A 17323-nucleotide genomic window follows, 5' to 3' on the forward strand; every position below is an offset into this window, starting at 1 on the left:
TGCTATAGCACCCTCCCTGATACACATGACTATCCTTTCACAAACCCTTTTTCTTTCAGATAATTGGCTGCGACTTTCTTAGCATCCTGACCTTCAACCGCAATACGAGCATTCAGTTTTTGCAAGGTTGCACTATCAAGCGTGGCAAATACGGGATCAAGCAAAGCAGGGATATTAGGATGCGCTTTCAGTGTGGTTTCACGGATTATTGGGGTTGGCGCATAGATAGGTTGTACACCTTTAGTATCTTCCAATGTTTGTAAACCGAGTGCCGCTACCGGGCCATCGGTGCCATACGCCATGGCGGCATTCACTCCTGAGGTTTGCTCAGCGGCGGCTTTAATTGTTACCGCAGTGTCACCACCAGCCAACGATAAGAGTTGGTCTTGGTTCAATTTGAAGCCATATGCTTGTTGGAAAGCAGGCAGGGCATCAGGTCTTTCAATAAACTCAGCTGAGGCCGCTAATTTAAATTTACCTCCCGCATTAATCCATTTACCTAAATCATCCAAAGTTTTCAAATTATTCGCGCTCACCAAATCCTGGCGAACAGCAATGGTCCAGGTATTGTTCGCTGGCGCGGGTGAAAGCCACACCAGCTTATTTTTCTCATAATCTAGTGCTTTTACTTTTTCATAACCTGCTTTCGCATCTTTCCAGGCAGGATCTTTTTCATCAGAGAAGAAAAAGGCACCATTACCCGTGTATTCAGGGTAAATATCAATCTCCCCTGCAGTGATAGCCCCACGAACTACTTTGGTGGTACCCAACTGGGATTTATTGGTGGTTTTAATCCCATTAGCATCAAGAACCTGCACAATAATATTGCCCAACAATGAGCCTTCAGTATCAATTTTTGAGCCAACACGGACAGTATCAGCAGCCTGTGACGCACCACCTGAAACAGCCAACATTACTGTGGCTAACGCAAAAATCCGACGACGGGTTAAGGTCTTTGCCATGCTTTACCTCTATGTGCTCAAGGGTTAATGAAAGTTCATTCGTTAATGTCAGCAAAATACCCATATCAGTAAGGCTGAAAAACCAAACCATTAACAAATCAGCAACCATATTAGATTTAGTCGAAAATAAACCAAATAACCAGTTGATATTAAATATATTATTGACGTTAGACTAACCTAACTGACCTGCCACTTCCATAGATAACAGTATGATAGCTAAGTATATAAATGCGCTTTACCGAAAAGGATGACTGCTAAGATTACATAAATAGCTGTATATAACAACAGTAAAATATCGAAGCGTGGAAACAATATCTCCGATGTTGTTGGTGGCTTGATGTCTTCATTTTCACTTTGATAAATCACTTTAGACTGACTCAGTATGCCCATCACCCCTGTCAATTACAGTGTGCAGCCTTTTCTCAGCCGGAGTTTTCATTTCACTATCGTAAAAAGGATGAATTTCTATCTCCAAAGCTGTAAAAACAAATGCTTCTAACCATTCAGTATAGCCATTCACCACAAATTGCTCGCTGCGATGCAGATATTGAACCCGACTTTCCAGATAAATCCGGCGCAATCCATACCAGGGTATAGCCGGTAAATCGTGGTGAACCAAATGATAATTGAGGTTTAAAAAGAGTAGACGCCATGGCCATGCAGCCTCATTCAGAGTAGAACGTGCTGCGCTGTTTTCAGCTGCGCGATGCTCAAAAAAGGATCTTACCTTAGTCAAACTAAGGGCTGGATAGCTAATTACCAAAATATAAAAGACAGCCGAAATACCATAGCCAGCCATCCAGTAAAACAATAAGCCAAGTAAACCAAAATGAATCAACCACATTGCGATGGCCGGACGATCGCCGGTAATAAAAGCACGGATCGCACTACGAATGGTGGTGATGATATCTAACGCGGGTCCCAAAATTAATCGGCCAGAAAAGGTATTGCTAATACGGATAATACCTTTGAATAATTGTGGAAAATGTTGCCATTGCTTTGCGGTGTAATAATAGCACTCTGGATCTTTTTCAGGATGAGTCAGATCTTCATCTTTATGGTGTTGAATATGGGAGTCACGATAAAGACCATAGGGATACCATACTGCCAGTGGCAAAGTACCTAACAGCTGATTTACCCCTCGCCAGCGAGTTGGATGACCATGAATCAGCTCATGTTGTAGTGACATATACCACGCGGTAAATAATATTAGCAGTATGCTTCCCAGCACTGTGCCTAATTGCTGCCAATAAATAACACAGACAAACCAACCAGTATAAATAACACCTATCAATATCCAGGTAGGCAATTCCAGCCGCCATACCCAAGAGCGAGACAATAGTTTTATTCTGGCCCGTTGTTGCTCGCTAAGATAATAAGCAGCACCGGCTCCACGGTGATTAGATTTGGTATCAGCAGCAGGCATATTGAGGACTCATACTTGGCATAATTCTCACCAGTATCAGCTTAATGATCCCTGCTGCTAACTAACTTAAAATACTATGTAAATATGAGAATGTGATAATCGCCTTCTGTTTTGATCTGACTAAACTCAAAAAGCGTTGAGCTATGACGTGCCATATCAATTTTCAACTACATTAATCCAGCACAGCTCCTCCGCTGAAGCAGCAATAGCATCGAGTACTCTGGAGACTTTCCAGCCTTCTTCGAAATCTGGCCACATACGATCACCGGCAGCAATTCCGTTAATCAAATCACGGATCTCGACCGTTTTTTGGTCGTTAAATCCTATACCATGCCCAGCACTTACACAAAATGCTGCATAGTCGGGGTGCAGTGGCCCTGTAAGCAGTGTTTTAAACCCTTGTCTGGACTGAGGTTCATCGTGGCGATAGAGTTGCAATTCAGCCATTCGCTCTTGGGAATAACTGATTGTGCCTTTGGTTCCGGTGACCACATAGGTCAAACCCATTTTGCGGCCACAAGCAATACGTGAAGTCTCAATCGTCCCCATTGCTCCATTAGCAAAACGAACTAGCGCACTTGCCTGATCTTCATTTTCTACGTCACGTAACAATGAGGGATTTTTTGGATCAGGCCGCTGTTTAATCACCGTCTGCATATCACCACATACATTAGTGATATCACCCACCAGATAATGGGCCATATTGATAATGTGTGCGGCTAAATCACCTAGGGCTCCTAGCCCCGCCTGTACCTTAGTGCAGTGCCAATCTAACGGCGTTTGCGGATCTGCCAGATAATCTTCATTATGAGTGCCATAAAAATGCACGATATCGCCAATCTCGCCATTGGCAATGATCTCGCGGGCTAGCTGGCTAGTTGGGTTCTTCATATAGTTGAACCCCACCAACGTTTTCACCCCTTTAGCGCGTGCTGCCTCGGCCATTTCTTTAGCATCTGCGGCATTAAGAGCCAGCGGTTTTTCGGAATAAACATGCTTACCGTGGCTTATAGCTGCAAGAGCTATTTCTTTGTGTAAGAAATTTGGCGCACAAATATCTACGACATCAATTGCTGGGTCAGAGACTAATTCTTGCCAATTTGCAGTCGAACGGGAAAAACCAAATTCTTCAGCCCGTTGTTGAGCCAACTCAGGCGTGATCTCTGCCACCATTTCTAATACAGGCAAACCCTTTAAAGGAAAGACAGTCGCAACCTGCGCATAAGCAATAGCATGACAGCGACCAATATAACCGGTACCAATCAGGCCAATTCGAACTTTTTGCATTCTACTCCCCTCGCTTATTTATGATTAAGGCCCCACGAGGGCCTCTACTTGCTAACGGTTATACGAAATTAAAATTTCGCACTCAAGATTAAATTGGAATAAAAGCCTTTTTTTGCGAAGCAACTCATTTAATTTTCTAATCCCAATGAAATCTTGCATTAACAAATAGTAAACCAAGACACTTAGCTCACAAAAAGAAATCATAAAAAAATAAAATGAATTATTTATTCTTTTTATGAAGCAAATGAAACTATAAATTTAAAATTTGCGGAGTAATATGCATTACTGAGAACTCTGGGTTTCAATACGATGATTTCGTTATATAGTGAATACCACGATGAAGCACTCACCAGGTTGCTTCTATATAATTTCGACAGGTAACTTGCTATGAACTCATCTTTTTTAGTTACACCACAATGGCTGGCAGAACATATTGATGATACCAACATCGTTATTCTGGATGCCAGAATGTCACCGCCAGGATTAATCCCTAAAAGAGATATTCAGGCCGAGTTTGACCAAGGGCATATTCCCGGAGCTGTTTACTTTGATATTGATGCAATTGCAGATAACAGCACCGATTTACCTCATATGTTGCCATCTCCACAATTATTCAGTGAGATGGTCGGCCAATTAGGAGTTAGTGAGCGGCATACTTTGGTCATTTATGATGATGGCAACCTATTTTCAGCACCACGGGTCTGGTGGACACTCCGTATCTTCGGTGCCAAAAACGTATATATACTGGCCGGTGGTTTTAGTGGATGGCAACAGGCAGGTTTTGCATTAGAAAGCGGCCCAACATTCCCAACACCTCAAACCTTCAACGCAACATTCAACGATACTGCCGTCAAAAATGTTCATGAGGTTTTAGCCGCACTGGGAAATAATGAAATACAGATTTTAGATGCTCGTCCAGCCGGCAGATTCAAAGCTCAGGAACCAGAACCGCGTCCTGGATTGCGTCTTGGTCGCATCCCCGGCAGTATTAATGTGCCTTGGGGGAGTATGGTTGAGAATGGTAATCTGAAATCACCACAAGAACTGGAAGCTGTTTTCGCCGACCAAGGGGTGGATTTAACCAAACCTGTTATTACCAGCTGTGGCTCAGGTGTTACAGCTGCGGTGGTTGCTCTGGGATTAGCTGCTGTCAATGCACCCTCGGTAGCACTGTATGACGGTTCTTGGGCTGAATGGGGTGCTTCTGATTCGCTCCCAATCGATAGCACTCAACTGTCATAACATGACTTAAATAGCGACCAGGCTACGGACACCCTCAAGCTCCATATCGGTGCCGTGACCTCGCTGGACAATTTTGCCGCGGGACATCACCAGATAGTTATCCGCCAGCTCTGCGGCAAAATCATAAAATTGCTCAACCAGCAAAATAGCCATATCCCCTTGAGCTGCCAGTGTCTTGATAACTAAACCTATTTCCTTAATAATCGAGGGCTGAATGCCTTCGGTGGGTTCGTCAAGAATGAGCAACCGAGGTTGGCAAGCGAGCGCCCGCCCAATGGCCAGTTGTTGTTGCTGTCCGCCCGATAAATCACCGCCACGGCGATGTTTCATTTCCTGCAAAACTGGGAAGAGTTGATAAATATGTTCTGGTACAACCTGACTTTGTGATCCGGAAAAGCGGGAAAGACCTAACAGGATGTTCTCTTCTACTGTTAATCGGGGGAAAATTTCCCGCCCTTGTGGCACATAAGCAATCCCTCCTTTGACGCGCTGATGGGGGGATTGATGGCTAATATCGTTACCCTCCCAGGTAATGGTACCGTTCTTGGCTGGTACTAGCCCCATCAGGCATTTCAGTAATGTTGTTTTACCCACGCCATTACGGCCCAATAAGCAGGTTACCTCACCTATGGCAGCCTCGAATGACAAGCCGCGCAAGATATGGCTTCCACCATAATATTGATCAAGTTCATTCACTTGCAGCATATTTTATCCTTAAATACTCAGATAACGAGATATGAGAAGAAAGCGGCTTAGCGCTGTGAATCAAGCGCGATCCCCGAAGTTTGGCTAACCCAATGAGAGGGAATGCAACGCAAAGTAAAAACGGTTCAGCGCCCTAAATACACCTCTATCACCTGCTCATTTGCCTGCACCTCGGTCAGTGTTCCCTCAGCTAACACTTGTCCCTGATGTAATACGGTAACATGGTCAGCAATGGTCTCCACAAACCCCATATCGTGCTCCACTACCATCAATGAATGCTTCCCTGCTAATTGGTTAAACAGCTCGGCGGTATAAGCTGTTTCAGCATCGGTCATCCCTGCGGCTGGCTCATCCAATAACAGCAAATGTGGGTCTTGTACTAATAACATCCCGATTTCAAGAAACTGTTTCTGCCCGTGAGATAACAAACCTGCGCGCCGCTGACGCATATTACTTAGGCGCAGCATGGTTAATGTTTCATCAATTTGATCCCGCTGTTCACTGTTTAACTTAGCGCGCAAACTGGCCCAAACAGTTTTGGTACTTTTTTGGGCTAGTTCAAGATTTTCGAACACGCTCAACGCTTCAAATACTGTCGGTTTTTGGAATTTTCGCCCAATACCCGCCTGAGCAATTTCAATTGTATTCATAACAGAGAGGTCATGGTGTTGGTCGTACATCATCTTGCCACTCTGCGGGCGAGTTTTACCGGTAATGACATCCATCAGTGTTGTTTTGCCTGCGCCGTTTGGGCCGATAATACAACGCAGTTCCCCTACGCCTATTTGCAGCGAAAGGTTCCTCAACACCTGAAAACCATCAAAACTGACGTTGATATCTTCCAGAGTCAGCACGGGGTCGCGCTGCTGACGGTACTTATCCGCAGCATGTTGTACCGCACCGGGCTCCTGAGTAATCATTTCAGGGTAAATCAGTTGTTCTGTAATTTGAAACCGACTCATTTGTCTTTCCCCCGTCTCAGCAAGCCAATGACCCCTTGAGGTAAGAACAGAGTGACCAAAATAAAGATCAAACCGAGGAAGAATTGCCAGTATTCAGGCATAGCCATGGTGAACCAGCTTTTTGCACCATTGACAATGCCAGCCCCGAGCACCGGTCCGATCAAGGTACCGCGACCACCTAACGCAACCCAAATTGCAGCTTCAATAGAGTTCGTGGGTGACATTTCACTGGGATTGATAATGCCAACCTGCGGTACATATAACGCCCCCGCCAGAGCACACAATACGGCTGATAATGTCCAGATAAACAGCTTGAAACCTTTAGGGTCATAACCACAGAATGTCAGGCGATTTTCAGCATCGCGCACCGCCGTCAGTATCCGGCCAAATTTGGTCCGCGCCACGGCAAACCCGAGAGCCAAACTGGCAATAAGTAGTGCGAGTGTTGCCAGAAATAGGGCAATACGTGTCGAGGTTGCTGATACCGAAAAACCCAACATAGTTGTAAAACCGGTGAAACCATTATTCCCACCAAAACCAGTTTCATTCCGGAAAAACAACAACATGCCAGCGTAGGTTAATGCCTGAGTCATAATGGAAAAGTAGACACCTTTTATTTTGGAGCGAAAGGCAAAGTAACCAAAAATAAAAGCCAATAAACCGGGTACCAGTACAATCAAGCACAACGTCCAAATAAAATATTGGCTACCACTCCAAAACCACGGTAATTCAGACCATGAGAGAAAAGACATGAAAGCGGGCAAACCATCACCAGAAGCTTGCCGCATCAGGTACATTCCCATGGCATACCCCCCTAGGGCAAAGAATAAGCCATGACCGAGGGATAATAATCCGGCATATCCCCACACCAGATCTAATGCAATGGCAACCACCGCATAACACAGAATCTTACCAACAACGGTTAAGGTATATATCGAGATAGCCAGTGGGTTATCCGCAGGCAATAATGCCAAAAAAGGAAGAATAATCAGTAAAATAGTGACTATAACGGCTAATGACAGACTAAGAGTTGGGGCTCTACTCACCAAGGTTATCGCCAAAGGTTGATTCATTAGTCACTCACCCTGCCCTTGAGGGCAAACAGACCTTGTGGTCGTTTTTGAATAAACAAAATGATCAGCACTAAAATCAATATCTTGCCTAGCACTGCACCAATCTGCGGCTCCAGAATTTTATTGAGCATGCCCAGCCCCAAGGCGGCCACAACACTGCCGGCTAGTTGCCCAACCCCGCCAAGTACCACCACTAAGAAAGAGTCGATGATATAACCCTGCCCTAATTCCGGGCCGACATTCCCAAGCTGTGATAGCGCAACACCACCTAAGCCAGCAATACCAGACCCTAACCCAAAGGCCAACATATCGACTTTCCCAGTTGCTACCCCGCAACACGCGGCCATTGCACGGTTTTGTGTCACTGCTCGCACCTGCAATCCAAGGCGAGTTTTATTCAGCAATAACCAAGTGAGTAGCAAAACAATCACAACGAAAGCAATAACGGCAATACGATTCCACGGTAGAACCAGATTAGGTAAAAGTTGTACTCCACCCGATAGCCAGGCAGGGTTAGCCACTTCCAAATTTTGCGCGCCAAAAACCATCCGTACCCCCTGAATAAGCATCAAGCTGATCCCCCAGGTTGCTAGCAGGGTTTCTAGTGGGCGGCCGTACAGATGTCGAATCACGGTTCGCTCTAAAGCCATGCCAATTCCGGCGGTAATAAAGAAAGCAACCGGCAAAGCGACCAATGGATAGAGTGCCAACCAATGTGGCGCAAGTTGTTGAAACAAGGATTGCACTAAATAGGCGGAGTAAGCGCCCAACATCAGCATCTCGCCATGAGCCATATTAATAACGCCCAATAACCCATAAGTGATGGCTAATCCCAGCGCGGCCAACAGTAAGATAGATCCCAGCGACAGCCCGCTAAATACCTGCCCGATCACATCTCCCACCATCAATCGGTTTTGCACCTGCTTTAAACTACTGGCCGCTGCCGCACGCACTTGTGCATCAGGCTCAACCGTGGCATCAGTTAAGTTTTGCAGCCGTGATTGAGTCTGCGGTGAGCCAGATTGCCCTAACAGTTGTACGGCGTTTAACCGTATTTGTGGGTTGCTGTCGGTCAGTTGTAAATTTGCGAGTGCAATGTTCAACGCTTCTTTGACTTTACTGTCAGTTTCTAATTTCAAACGCTGATTAAGTAGCGGCAGTTGATCACTTTGCGCCTGTTGCTGTAATTCCTTTGCCGCTTTTAAGCGCACAGATGCATCGTCACTCACCAGCCGTTGAGCTGCCAAAGCATTGGCAATCAAAATACGTAACCGATTGTTGAGCCATATCTTCTTCGGTACGCCGGTAGGTTGCAGCCCCCCCTCAAGGGGGATGAAAACCTGATGATTCTGGACGAAAACCTGCCCAGCACTGTCTATCACTAACGTTTCTTGTTTAAGCGCTTGTAATAATGCTAAACGACTCGCATCCGGTTCTGTCGCCCATTGCTGCAACATCGTGGCCTGTTGCGAACGATTAGCCGCAGCAAAATCATGGGCAGGCCCTGCCATTGCAAATGTCGACATGCCTAATAGCAAGCACAGCATCACCTTAAGCAAATCATTGGCCTTTCTACTCCAAACAGGAATTAACGATTTCATAGGCCCACTCATCACGGATATGTGGCAAAAAAGAGCCGGAGGCAGCAACATCTGACTGACTCCGGAAAGTCGGTACTACTGGGTGCTTTTCACTGGATGGTCCGGTTTTTTGTCATTTCCGGCGATAAATGGGCTCCACGGTTGAGCGCGGATAGGGGCATCCGTCTGCCACACCACATTGAACTGCCCATCAGCTTCGATTTCGCCAATCATTACAGGTTTATGTAAGTGGTGATTCGTCTTATCCATAGTTAAGGTAAAACCGGATGGTGCCGGATAGGTTTGACCAGCCATGGCTGTACGCACTTTATCCACATCAGTTGATTTGGCCTTCTCCACCGCCTGCGCCCACATATGCATGCCAACCCAGGTTGCTTCCATCGGATCATTGGTAACAGCGGTATCAGCATTCGGTAACTTGTGAGCTTTGGCATAAGCTTTCCATTGCTCAACAAACTTTTTGTTAGTTGGGTTATCTACCGATTGGAAGTAGTTCCACGCCGCGAGATTACCCACTAATGGTTTAGTATCAATACCGCGAAGTTCTTCTTCACCCACGGAGAAAGCAATGACTGGCACATCAGTGGCTTTAATGCCCTGATTGGCTAATTCTTTGTAGAAAGGAACATTGGAATCACCATTTATGGTGGAGATAACTGCTGTTTTGCCATCGGCTGAGAACTTTTTAATATTACTCACGATCGTTTGGTAATCGCTATAGCCGAACGGGGTATAAACCTCCTCGATATCTTTATCCTGAATACCTTTACTGTGCAGGAACGCCCGTAAAATTTTATTGGTTGTTCGCGGATAAACATAATCAGTACCTAACAGAATAAAGCGCTTCGCTGCACCACCATCGTCACTCAATAAATATTCCACTGCGGGGATAGCTTGCTGATTTGGTGCCGCGCCGGTATAGAAAACATTCGGTGACATTTCCTCACCTTCATACTGTACCGGGTAAAACAGTAAACCATTAAGCTCTTCAAATACGGGCAGAACTGATTTACGAGAGACCGAAGTCCAGGCCCCGAAAACAACAGCGACTTTATCTTGTGTTAATAATTGCCGTGCTTTTTCAGCAAATAACGGCCAGTTAGATGCTGGGTCAACAATAACCGGTTCAAGTTGTTTACCTAATACTCCACCGTGCGCATTGATATCATCAATACTCATTAACGCCATATCTTTCAGGGGAGTTTCAGAAATAGCCATCGTACCGGACAACGAGTGCAAAATACCTACTTTAATGGTATCAGCGGCCAGTGTGCCAAAAGCCACCCCCAAACTGACAACCGAAGCTGAAAGCGCAAAAACCTTAATTAAGTTACGATGTTGCATAGCGTTAACCTCTGGTCGTTGAGTAAAAACACACAAGATTGAATGACTCTGCGCAATCGCCGTGCCAGCTTTATATCTTGATGATTTAATTCAATATTTTAAATATTTCGACCAAATAGCCTGATATACAGCCGATTATCTGCACCATTAACGCGCAACAAACGAGCACATATAGTGCAATGCAAGAAGGTGAGAGATATAAAGAAAAGACTAACTGAGATGTGCTAATTTAAAAATAGAGTGAAGTTAGCTTGTTAATTAACAAAAAAACAGGAATAGCAAATTGCCGCTCCTGTTTTTTCACTGGTAATCAACATCAGGTTTTTATATCGACGTGATTATTTCTATTTTTTAGGACCACGTATACGTAATGTCAAACCCTTAAGGAAATAGCGCAATACCTGATCACCACATGGCCGGAAGTTTTTACTGCCTTCTTTACGGAACAAAGCATTTAACTCAGGTTTGGATACTGGAAACTCGACAGCGTTGAACACGTCATGCATATCGGTGTCTTTCAATTCAAACGCCACACGCAGTTTTTTTAGCACGATATTGTTAGTGATAACTGGCTCTACCGCAGGTGCCGGGAACTTGTCATCTTTACCACGCCTAAAGAAAATCAGGCCATTGAGGAAATGTGCCATCACCAGATCAGGGCAATCCTGATAACCGGCTTCATCTTCTTTTTTAAGAAAATTAACGACATCCGCATTGTCCACGTCAAAGTCAGCCAGCTTAATGATTTCAGTTATCTTGGTATCGTTTACGTTAAGCATATAGCGAACACTGCGGAGCACATCGTTGTTGATCATATTACTGCCCTATTCCTATTATTTAGATTAGACGTGCGCGAATATCGCAAGAAAAACAAAAATCTTCTTTAACGTCTAGCGGGCAGTATTGTATAGATCCATGTCAATTTTCTCAATGTAAATCTGATTGATGATAAAAACACAGCAGAAATAAAAGAATCATAAAGTGTAATTATTCAATAGAAAATAAATTAAGGTAAGACATAAACAAACACTTATCTTAATAACTAGAATAGATATTAAACTTTAGATTTAATATTATTGGTTGATTGATAAAGTGCGACTTCCTCACCAATAATATATTTCTTCCGTAAAGTAGCTGAGATTTTATCCATAATCATGACAATAACCACCATGATTAATGTAATAAACATCACGACATCCCAATTCCATAAACGCATATTCTCGGCATAAACTAAACCGATCCCTCCTGCCCCGACAAAACCTAACACTGCGGCCGACCGGGTATTGGATTCAATCTGATAGAGGCTTAACGCTAAAAAAGTGGGGAAAGACTGAGTGAAAATACCAAAACGCTGTTTTTGCAAAGCATTAGCTCCCATAGCAGTCAAACCACGATTAGGTAATTTATCTACCGCTTCATGCCCTTCGGCATAAAGTTTACCGAGCAAGCCCATATCTTGCATAATAATAGCCAACCCCCCAGCAAGTGGCCCCATACCGACAGCGCGCACAAAAATCAGCCCCCAAATCGCCATATCTATACCACGAAAAATATCCAAGAAACGTCGTACGATAAATGAAATAAGGCGTAAACTTGGTGTCGACATTACATTTCGCGCCGCCAGAAATGACAGGGGTAAAGCAATCAGAGTGGCAGTAAGTGTTCCGGCAAACACAATAGCTAAGGTAATAAAAATCTGACCAAAGTAATATCTAAATGGCCAATTGACGAAGTCATGCCAAACAAACATGCGCAAAAAATATCGACTTATTTGCTGGCTACCATTAACAAATGCCGGCCAGGGAATGCCAAAGGTTTTAAAGAAAAAAAGGTAATATAAAAAAATAGCTACCCCAATGATAGTAACCCATCTGATGTAGCGTTTTTGTTGTAAGAAAATCTGCGGATGCTGTTGCTTCAGTGTAAAAAGCTGCTCTGCGGTTAAATTATTATTTAGCATTATGACCCCCCTTCCACAACTCGCTTGCGTAATTTGCCGGATGTGTAATCTAACAGCGAAACCACGATAATAATCAGCAGTAGTGTCATACTCACCTGATCATAGCGGTCCAATTTTATTGAGGTCATTAACTCCTGACCGATACCCCCCGCGCCCACCAAACCCAAAATAGTCGATTGACGAAAATTAATTTCCAGCCGCATAAAACTATAAGAAAGAAATATGGGTTTTACTTGCGGCCAAAGTGCAAAGCGCATCCGTTGCAATTTACCTGCCCCACAAGCAGCGAGGCCGCGAACAGGTTTATCAGATGCGGTTTCCAATGATTCGTAAAACAACTTGGTTAAGCTGCCAATAGTGTGTAAGGCCAGCGCTAAAAAACCGGGAATAGCCCCAATTCCAAAAGCCATGACAAACATTACTGCCCATGCTAATTCTGGCATCGTGCGTAAAAAGGCGACAAAGGTCCGGATAGATAATCTCAACCATGATGGACTTTGAGTATTATTCGCCGCCAAAAAAGCCAGAATAATGGCAACCATTACCGACAAAATTGTGGACGCCACAGCCAATTGCAGTGTTTCCCAGATTAGCGGTAACTGAATCGGCAGACGATAGCCCCAATAAGCTAACGAGCCTTCCGTATGACCATCCGCCAATATTTTATGCCAATGGAGTACGGGGATAGTTTCAACCAGATAATCAAAAAAATGCGGAATAGAAATAAAAACAGTATGTAAATTAAACTCAGCAACACTTCCCGCACCAAGATATATAATGACCAGCGTCAATGACCAAATCAACGTTTCACGTTTCTGTTTAGCGCGAACCCGCTGATAGTAGTGGTTGAAGTCCGTATTCAAAATTAGCTACCACCTAAAAAATAGCTCCGGCAAGCCAGAGCTAAACTATTTTTATCCGCAGAGCCGACTTAGCGGTCGCCTTTGGTTAATTCGCGCTTCATATCAATGATTGTTTGATATTCACTTAGTGATGTCTCACCAATATGCTGTTTGCCGCCCATTGCTTTGATAAAGCAGGCGTGATTTTCTTTATCCAGTTTTTTAACCGCCGCTACGAGTTGTGCTTTAAGTTCAGGTGGCAATGCGCCACGCACTAAAATCGGGCCATTAGGAATCAGTGGAGATTCCCAGATGATACGGATCTGTTTCATTAAATCCGGGTGATCCATTCTAATCATGCGAGTAAATGCGCCACTGGTATAACCGGTATTGTAGTCGCCGATCATTGATGCCCATGTTACTGCGCCGTCAAATTGACCATTAATAACACCCAAAATATCCTGCTCATGGCCACCAGAGAATGTCACGCTAGAGAAGAAATTATTATATTTATTATCTGCTGTCCCGCCTAATTTATGTTTAAAAACTTGGTTAGGGATCAAGAAGCCTGAAGTTGAGTCTGGATCAGCAAAACCAAATGCTTTGCCCTTTAAATCTTCAATTTTCTGATAAGGGCTATCAGCTTTAACGACTACAACTGAGTGATAACCGCGCGACTTGTCAGTATCATCAATAGCAATACCCACGATATCGACGGCTTTAGGATCTTTAATATAAACAGAGGCAAAAGAGGAGGGAGACATACTTAATACCAAGTCAATCTTCCCACCCAGTAAATCTTGAATCACCCCCGAATAGTCAGATGCGTTATGCAAATTAGTTTTAACGTTTAATTCTTTATCCAAGAATTCTTTGACACACATATTATCGCCAATTTGCTGTGTCGCATTCTGCCCGCCCAGAATACCCAGATTAATTTCTTTTGGTGCATCCGCTGCAGTGGCATTAAATACCATCATGCTTGCCAATAATGAGGTAAGACAAAGTACTTTTTTCATTAAAATAACCTATTCTGATAAAGGGATAAGTGGGAATTAATGCAAAAGCTCGATTGACTCATCGCTATATATATCCTGAATAATAGTGTCATTCAGCATAGAGGGATGTCCGTCAAAAATGATTCGTCCATGAGCAATACCAATGACTCTTGTACAATACTCTTTGACTAAATCGACAGAGTGTAAGTTAACGACGACTGCAATATCGTCTTCACTTATTTTCTGTAATGTATTCATAATGCGCGTGGTGTTTTTGGGATCCAAAGAAGCAACGGGTTCATCAGCCAATAATATTTTAGGGTTTTGCATCATGGCTCGGCAAATAGCCACTCGCTGCATTTGCCCACCCGAGAGATTTTCTGCACGTTGCAAAGCATGAGGTAACATATTAAGCCAGTGCAACAACTCAATTGCCCTGGCGCGATCCTGGTCTGCAAAAATTTTAAAAAATGATTTTAGGGTGGAGGTATAACTGAGGCGGCCTAATAAAACATTGGTCATAACATCAAGGCGCGGAACCAAACAGAAATCTTGAAAAATCATGCCACATTTGGCTCGCCACTTTCTCATCTGCTTGGTTGTCAGTGCAGCGATATTTTGGGTTTCACCATTGTCATGATAATTAATAATTTCACCAGCACTGCTGGGAATAGTACCATTTAAAACATGCAATAATGTCGATTTTCCGGCACCAGAACGACCAATTATTGCGACAAACTCACCCGCGTGAAGCTCAAAATTAATATCATCCAGAACTCGATGCTGTGACTTATACGCCTTAACTAAACCTTTAACAGCAAGTACCTTTTTACGCGATTCTGACACCACAGCTGGATAATCAGCAACAGTGAATTTACGCAACGCCTGGCCCATGTCATGTCTCTCAGATTGCCTGTAGTCATGAGCCATTAACGAATATTTCTATTGCATATTGATGATAGTTTTATGAGAGGAAGGTGACAGAATTTGGCCACCTTCCTATATTTTGATCAGTCTATATTTCTTAATTAATGCTGATTTCGTCAGCTAATAAGTATTTAAAATTACTGTAAAAGCACTTAAATAGCCTCTAACTTCTCAACTTTCGGTAGACAAATAGCACGACCAGCGAGCCGATAACTGCCACCACAAAGCTGCCAAAGTTAAACCCATCAACCTTGCCCATCCCAAAGAAAGTACTGATATAGCCACCAACCAGCGCACCCACTACGCCGAGGATTATAGTCATAATAAAACCACCACCATCCTCTCCTGGCATAATCCACTTAGCCAAAATACCGGCGATAAGACCAAAAATAATCCAAGATAGTATGCCCACAAGTACCTCCATAAAATTAAAAATTACTGATAGAAGATTTACCTATTTCATTCATTACAAATGAAACATTACAGCATCAAACTGCTGTCGTCATTGTTAAGTTAAGACCCGAATAGCAAAATCTGCAAATCAAATCCGCCATATCCAGGTGAAATTAAATGACAGGTTCACGCGGTGAAAAAACATGGTTAACTCCCTGTTGTTGTAGCTTTTCCAACAAATCATGCCCACCATTCGGTACACTATGAGCAAACTCTCTTTCACTGGCAAAAACAGGACTGGCCCAGTATATATTAACCGAATCATCTTGCTGAAGAGGCAATATTAGGCTCTCAGCATTGTCATAAAGCTTTGATGATAAAATATAGCCTTCATACCCTTGAGGAGCAACTTCTGACTCCAAGGTATGCCCTTCCCCCAGCCAAGTTATTTTGCCCCAAGGTACATGAGAAAAACCAGCTAGTGCGCTAGCCATATGAATAGCATTATCCTCATTAACAAATTGGCTATCAATTGCTATAGCCATTTCGAAACGCCGGTATTGAGTCGCATCGTCATTGAATAATATTTCAACCCATGGTTGAGGACGAATACTAACCCCCAATGTCAGAAAATAATATATTCCCTCTTTTTCGTGCTGTGAAATAGCCATAGGCGGCCACTTGCCTTGGTCGATGGCATAATATTTCATCGCAGAGCCGAAATGTTGTTCATAACACTGAATGTATTCAGCCTGTAACGCGGGCCAAGGGTTCCCTTCTTCCTGCTGCCAGGTTCGCCAAAATTGGCGTGTATTTTGGGCTCGAGCATATTGAGTATTAGTGGAAGCTGAACCCAGTGATAATGTTAGTGGGTTGTCTTTAATACAACTGGCAGAATAACAAACCGAGTGATCAATATATAAACTCCAACCGGGAATAATCGCCAATAATTGCCCCTGATACCATAATGCAGCACCATCATCACTTTCTGACCAGATAATTGAAATAAACTGCGCATCAAGTTCAGCCTCACCAGCCACATTGCGGCAAAACTCAGCAGCTAATCGTGGAGCTAATCCTTGTTCAAGAGCGGCATTATCAGTCGATATTGGCGCTGCAACCAAATTTCTCACCCAACATGCACGAACAGGGAAACGCTCTTCAAACGCCTCTTGCGGATAAATATAGAAATACACTACCCGGTGGTCTTGTTGTACCACGGCTACTAATGTCTGGTTGTCATTACTGACTTCGGCCAGCACCTCAGATTCTTTCATATCGCCTCAACTATATCGGCAAAGGATTTCAGGCTAAACACGCTATATTGCCTGCCGTAAAATAAATCTATTAGCGAGATACGAATAATCTTATGCTAATAACTCTGTACTGAAAAATGTAAAAAGTGACTGCAAAACTCAGTAATAGTGTAAAACGACTTATCTCTTTAAATCATCAGCAAAAGTCTCAAAAGCTCTCGATATCAACATGAATATCTAGACAGATATTTTTATAATTGATTCAATATCTTCCTATGGAAACTGGCTCTAATGATAGAGTATGACCTAAAGATTAATAACCAATAGTAGATAGTCTACCGCCAG

Annotated in this window: 16 protein-coding genes; 1 reads left to right on the forward strand and 15 read right to left on the reverse strand. The window is 43.5% G+C overall.

Annotated features, from left to right (window positions below):
• Positions 1 to 29: 29 nt before the first annotated feature.
• From ACF3VQ_RS14045 to ACF3VQ_RS14055, 3 genes are all read right to left on the reverse strand, one after another.
• On the reverse strand, positions 30 to 962 hold the full coding sequence (locus ACF3VQ_RS14045; protein ID WP_392431697.1) for an ABC transporter substrate-binding protein: 933 nt from the start codon (positions 960 to 962) through the stop codon (positions 30 to 32).
• Positions 963 to 1329: 367 nt separating this feature from the next.
• On the reverse strand, positions 1330 to 2388 hold the full coding sequence (locus ACF3VQ_RS14050; protein ID WP_392431699.1) for a fatty acid desaturase: 1059 nt from the start codon (positions 2386 to 2388) through the stop codon (positions 1330 to 1332).
• A gap of 156 nt (positions 2389 to 2544) precedes the next feature.
• A complete protein-coding gene (locus tag ACF3VQ_RS14055; RefSeq protein WP_392431701.1) occupies positions 2545 to 3675 on the reverse strand; it encodes a Gfo/Idh/MocA family protein in 1131 nt (376 codons plus the stop codon).
• A 387-nt stretch (positions 3676 to 4062) separates the two neighbouring features.
• Between ACF3VQ_RS14055 and sseA the strand changes: the two genes are divergently transcribed.
• Entirely contained in the window at positions 4063 to 4917 is an 855-nt protein-coding gene (sseA, locus tag ACF3VQ_RS14060; RefSeq protein WP_392431703.1) for a 3-mercaptopyruvate sulfurtransferase, read from the forward strand.
• 6 nt (positions 4918 to 4923) lie between these two features.
• Here sseA and urtE read toward each other — a convergent pair whose 3' ends face one another.
• From urtE to ACF3VQ_RS14120, 12 genes are all read right to left on the reverse strand, one after another.
• A complete protein-coding gene (urtE, locus tag ACF3VQ_RS14065; protein ID WP_392431705.1) occupies positions 4924 to 5622 on the reverse strand; it encodes an urea ABC transporter ATP-binding subunit UrtE in 699 nt (232 codons plus the stop codon).
• 125 nt (positions 5623 to 5747) lie between these two features.
• Positions 5748 to 6584: an urea ABC transporter ATP-binding protein UrtD gene (gene urtD / locus ACF3VQ_RS14070; RefSeq protein WP_392431707.1), complete on the reverse strand. Its 837-nt coding sequence runs from the start codon at positions 6582 to 6584 to the stop codon at positions 5748 to 5750.
• Entirely contained in the window at positions 6581 to 7657 is a 1077-nt protein-coding gene (gene urtC, locus ACF3VQ_RS14075; RefSeq protein WP_392431709.1) for an urea ABC transporter permease subunit UrtC, read from the reverse strand. Before urtC ends, urtD begins: the two co-directional genes overlap by 4 nt.
• Positions 7657 to 9258: an urea ABC transporter permease subunit UrtB gene (gene urtB, locus ACF3VQ_RS14080; RefSeq protein WP_392431711.1), complete on the reverse strand. Its 1602-nt coding sequence runs from the start codon at positions 9256 to 9258 to the stop codon at positions 7657 to 7659. Before urtB ends, urtC begins: the two co-directional genes overlap by 1 nt.
• A gap of 75 nt (positions 9259 to 9333) precedes the next feature.
• Positions 9334 to 10602 (reverse strand): urea ABC transporter substrate-binding protein, encoded by a 1269-nt coding sequence (urtA, locus tag ACF3VQ_RS14085; protein ID WP_392431713.1) that lies wholly within the window; start codon positions 10600 to 10602, stop codon positions 9334 to 9336.
• Positions 10603 to 10946: 344 nt separating this feature from the next.
• Complete coding sequence (locus tag ACF3VQ_RS14090; protein WP_032820273.1) at positions 10947 to 11417, reverse strand: DUF1456 family protein; 471 nt, start codon at positions 11415 to 11417, stop codon at positions 10947 to 10949.
• A gap of 239 nt (positions 11418 to 11656) precedes the next feature.
• Entirely contained in the window at positions 11657 to 12562 is a 906-nt protein-coding gene (phnE, locus tag ACF3VQ_RS14095) for a phosphonate ABC transporter, permease protein PhnE (RefSeq protein ID WP_392431715.1), read from the reverse strand.
• Complete coding sequence (gene phnE / locus ACF3VQ_RS14100; protein ID WP_392431717.1) at positions 12562 to 13425, reverse strand: phosphonate ABC transporter, permease protein PhnE; 864 nt, start codon at positions 13423 to 13425, stop codon at positions 12562 to 12564. Before phnE (ACF3VQ_RS14100) ends, phnE (ACF3VQ_RS14095) begins: the two co-directional genes overlap by 1 nt.
• 68 nt (positions 13426 to 13493) lie before the next feature.
• Complete coding sequence (gene phnD, locus ACF3VQ_RS14105; protein WP_392431719.1) at positions 13494 to 14423, reverse strand: phosphonate ABC transporter substrate-binding protein; 930 nt, start codon at positions 14421 to 14423, stop codon at positions 13494 to 13496.
• Positions 14424 to 14459: 36 nt separating this feature from the next.
• The gene (phnC, locus tag ACF3VQ_RS14110) at positions 14460 to 15296 is read right to left on the reverse strand and encodes a phosphonate ABC transporter ATP-binding protein (protein WP_392431721.1); all 837 of its coding nucleotides are present in this window, start codon (positions 15294 to 15296) and stop codon (positions 14460 to 14462) included.
• A 196-nt stretch (positions 15297 to 15492) separates the two neighbouring features.
• Entirely contained in the window at positions 15493 to 15741 is a 249-nt protein-coding gene (locus ACF3VQ_RS14115) for a GlsB/YeaQ/YmgE family stress response membrane protein (RefSeq protein ID WP_005158887.1), read from the reverse strand.
• Positions 15742 to 15895: 154 nt separating this feature from the next.
• Entirely contained in the window at positions 15896 to 16999 is a 1104-nt protein-coding gene (locus ACF3VQ_RS14120; protein WP_392431724.1) for a suppressor of fused domain protein, read from the reverse strand.
• Between the last annotated feature and the right edge of the window lie 324 nt (positions 17000 to 17323).

It is taken from the genome of Yersinia fenwicki (assembly GCF_043099325.1).
Lineage (GTDB): Bacteria > Pseudomonadota > Gammaproteobacteria > Enterobacterales > Enterobacteriaceae > Yersinia.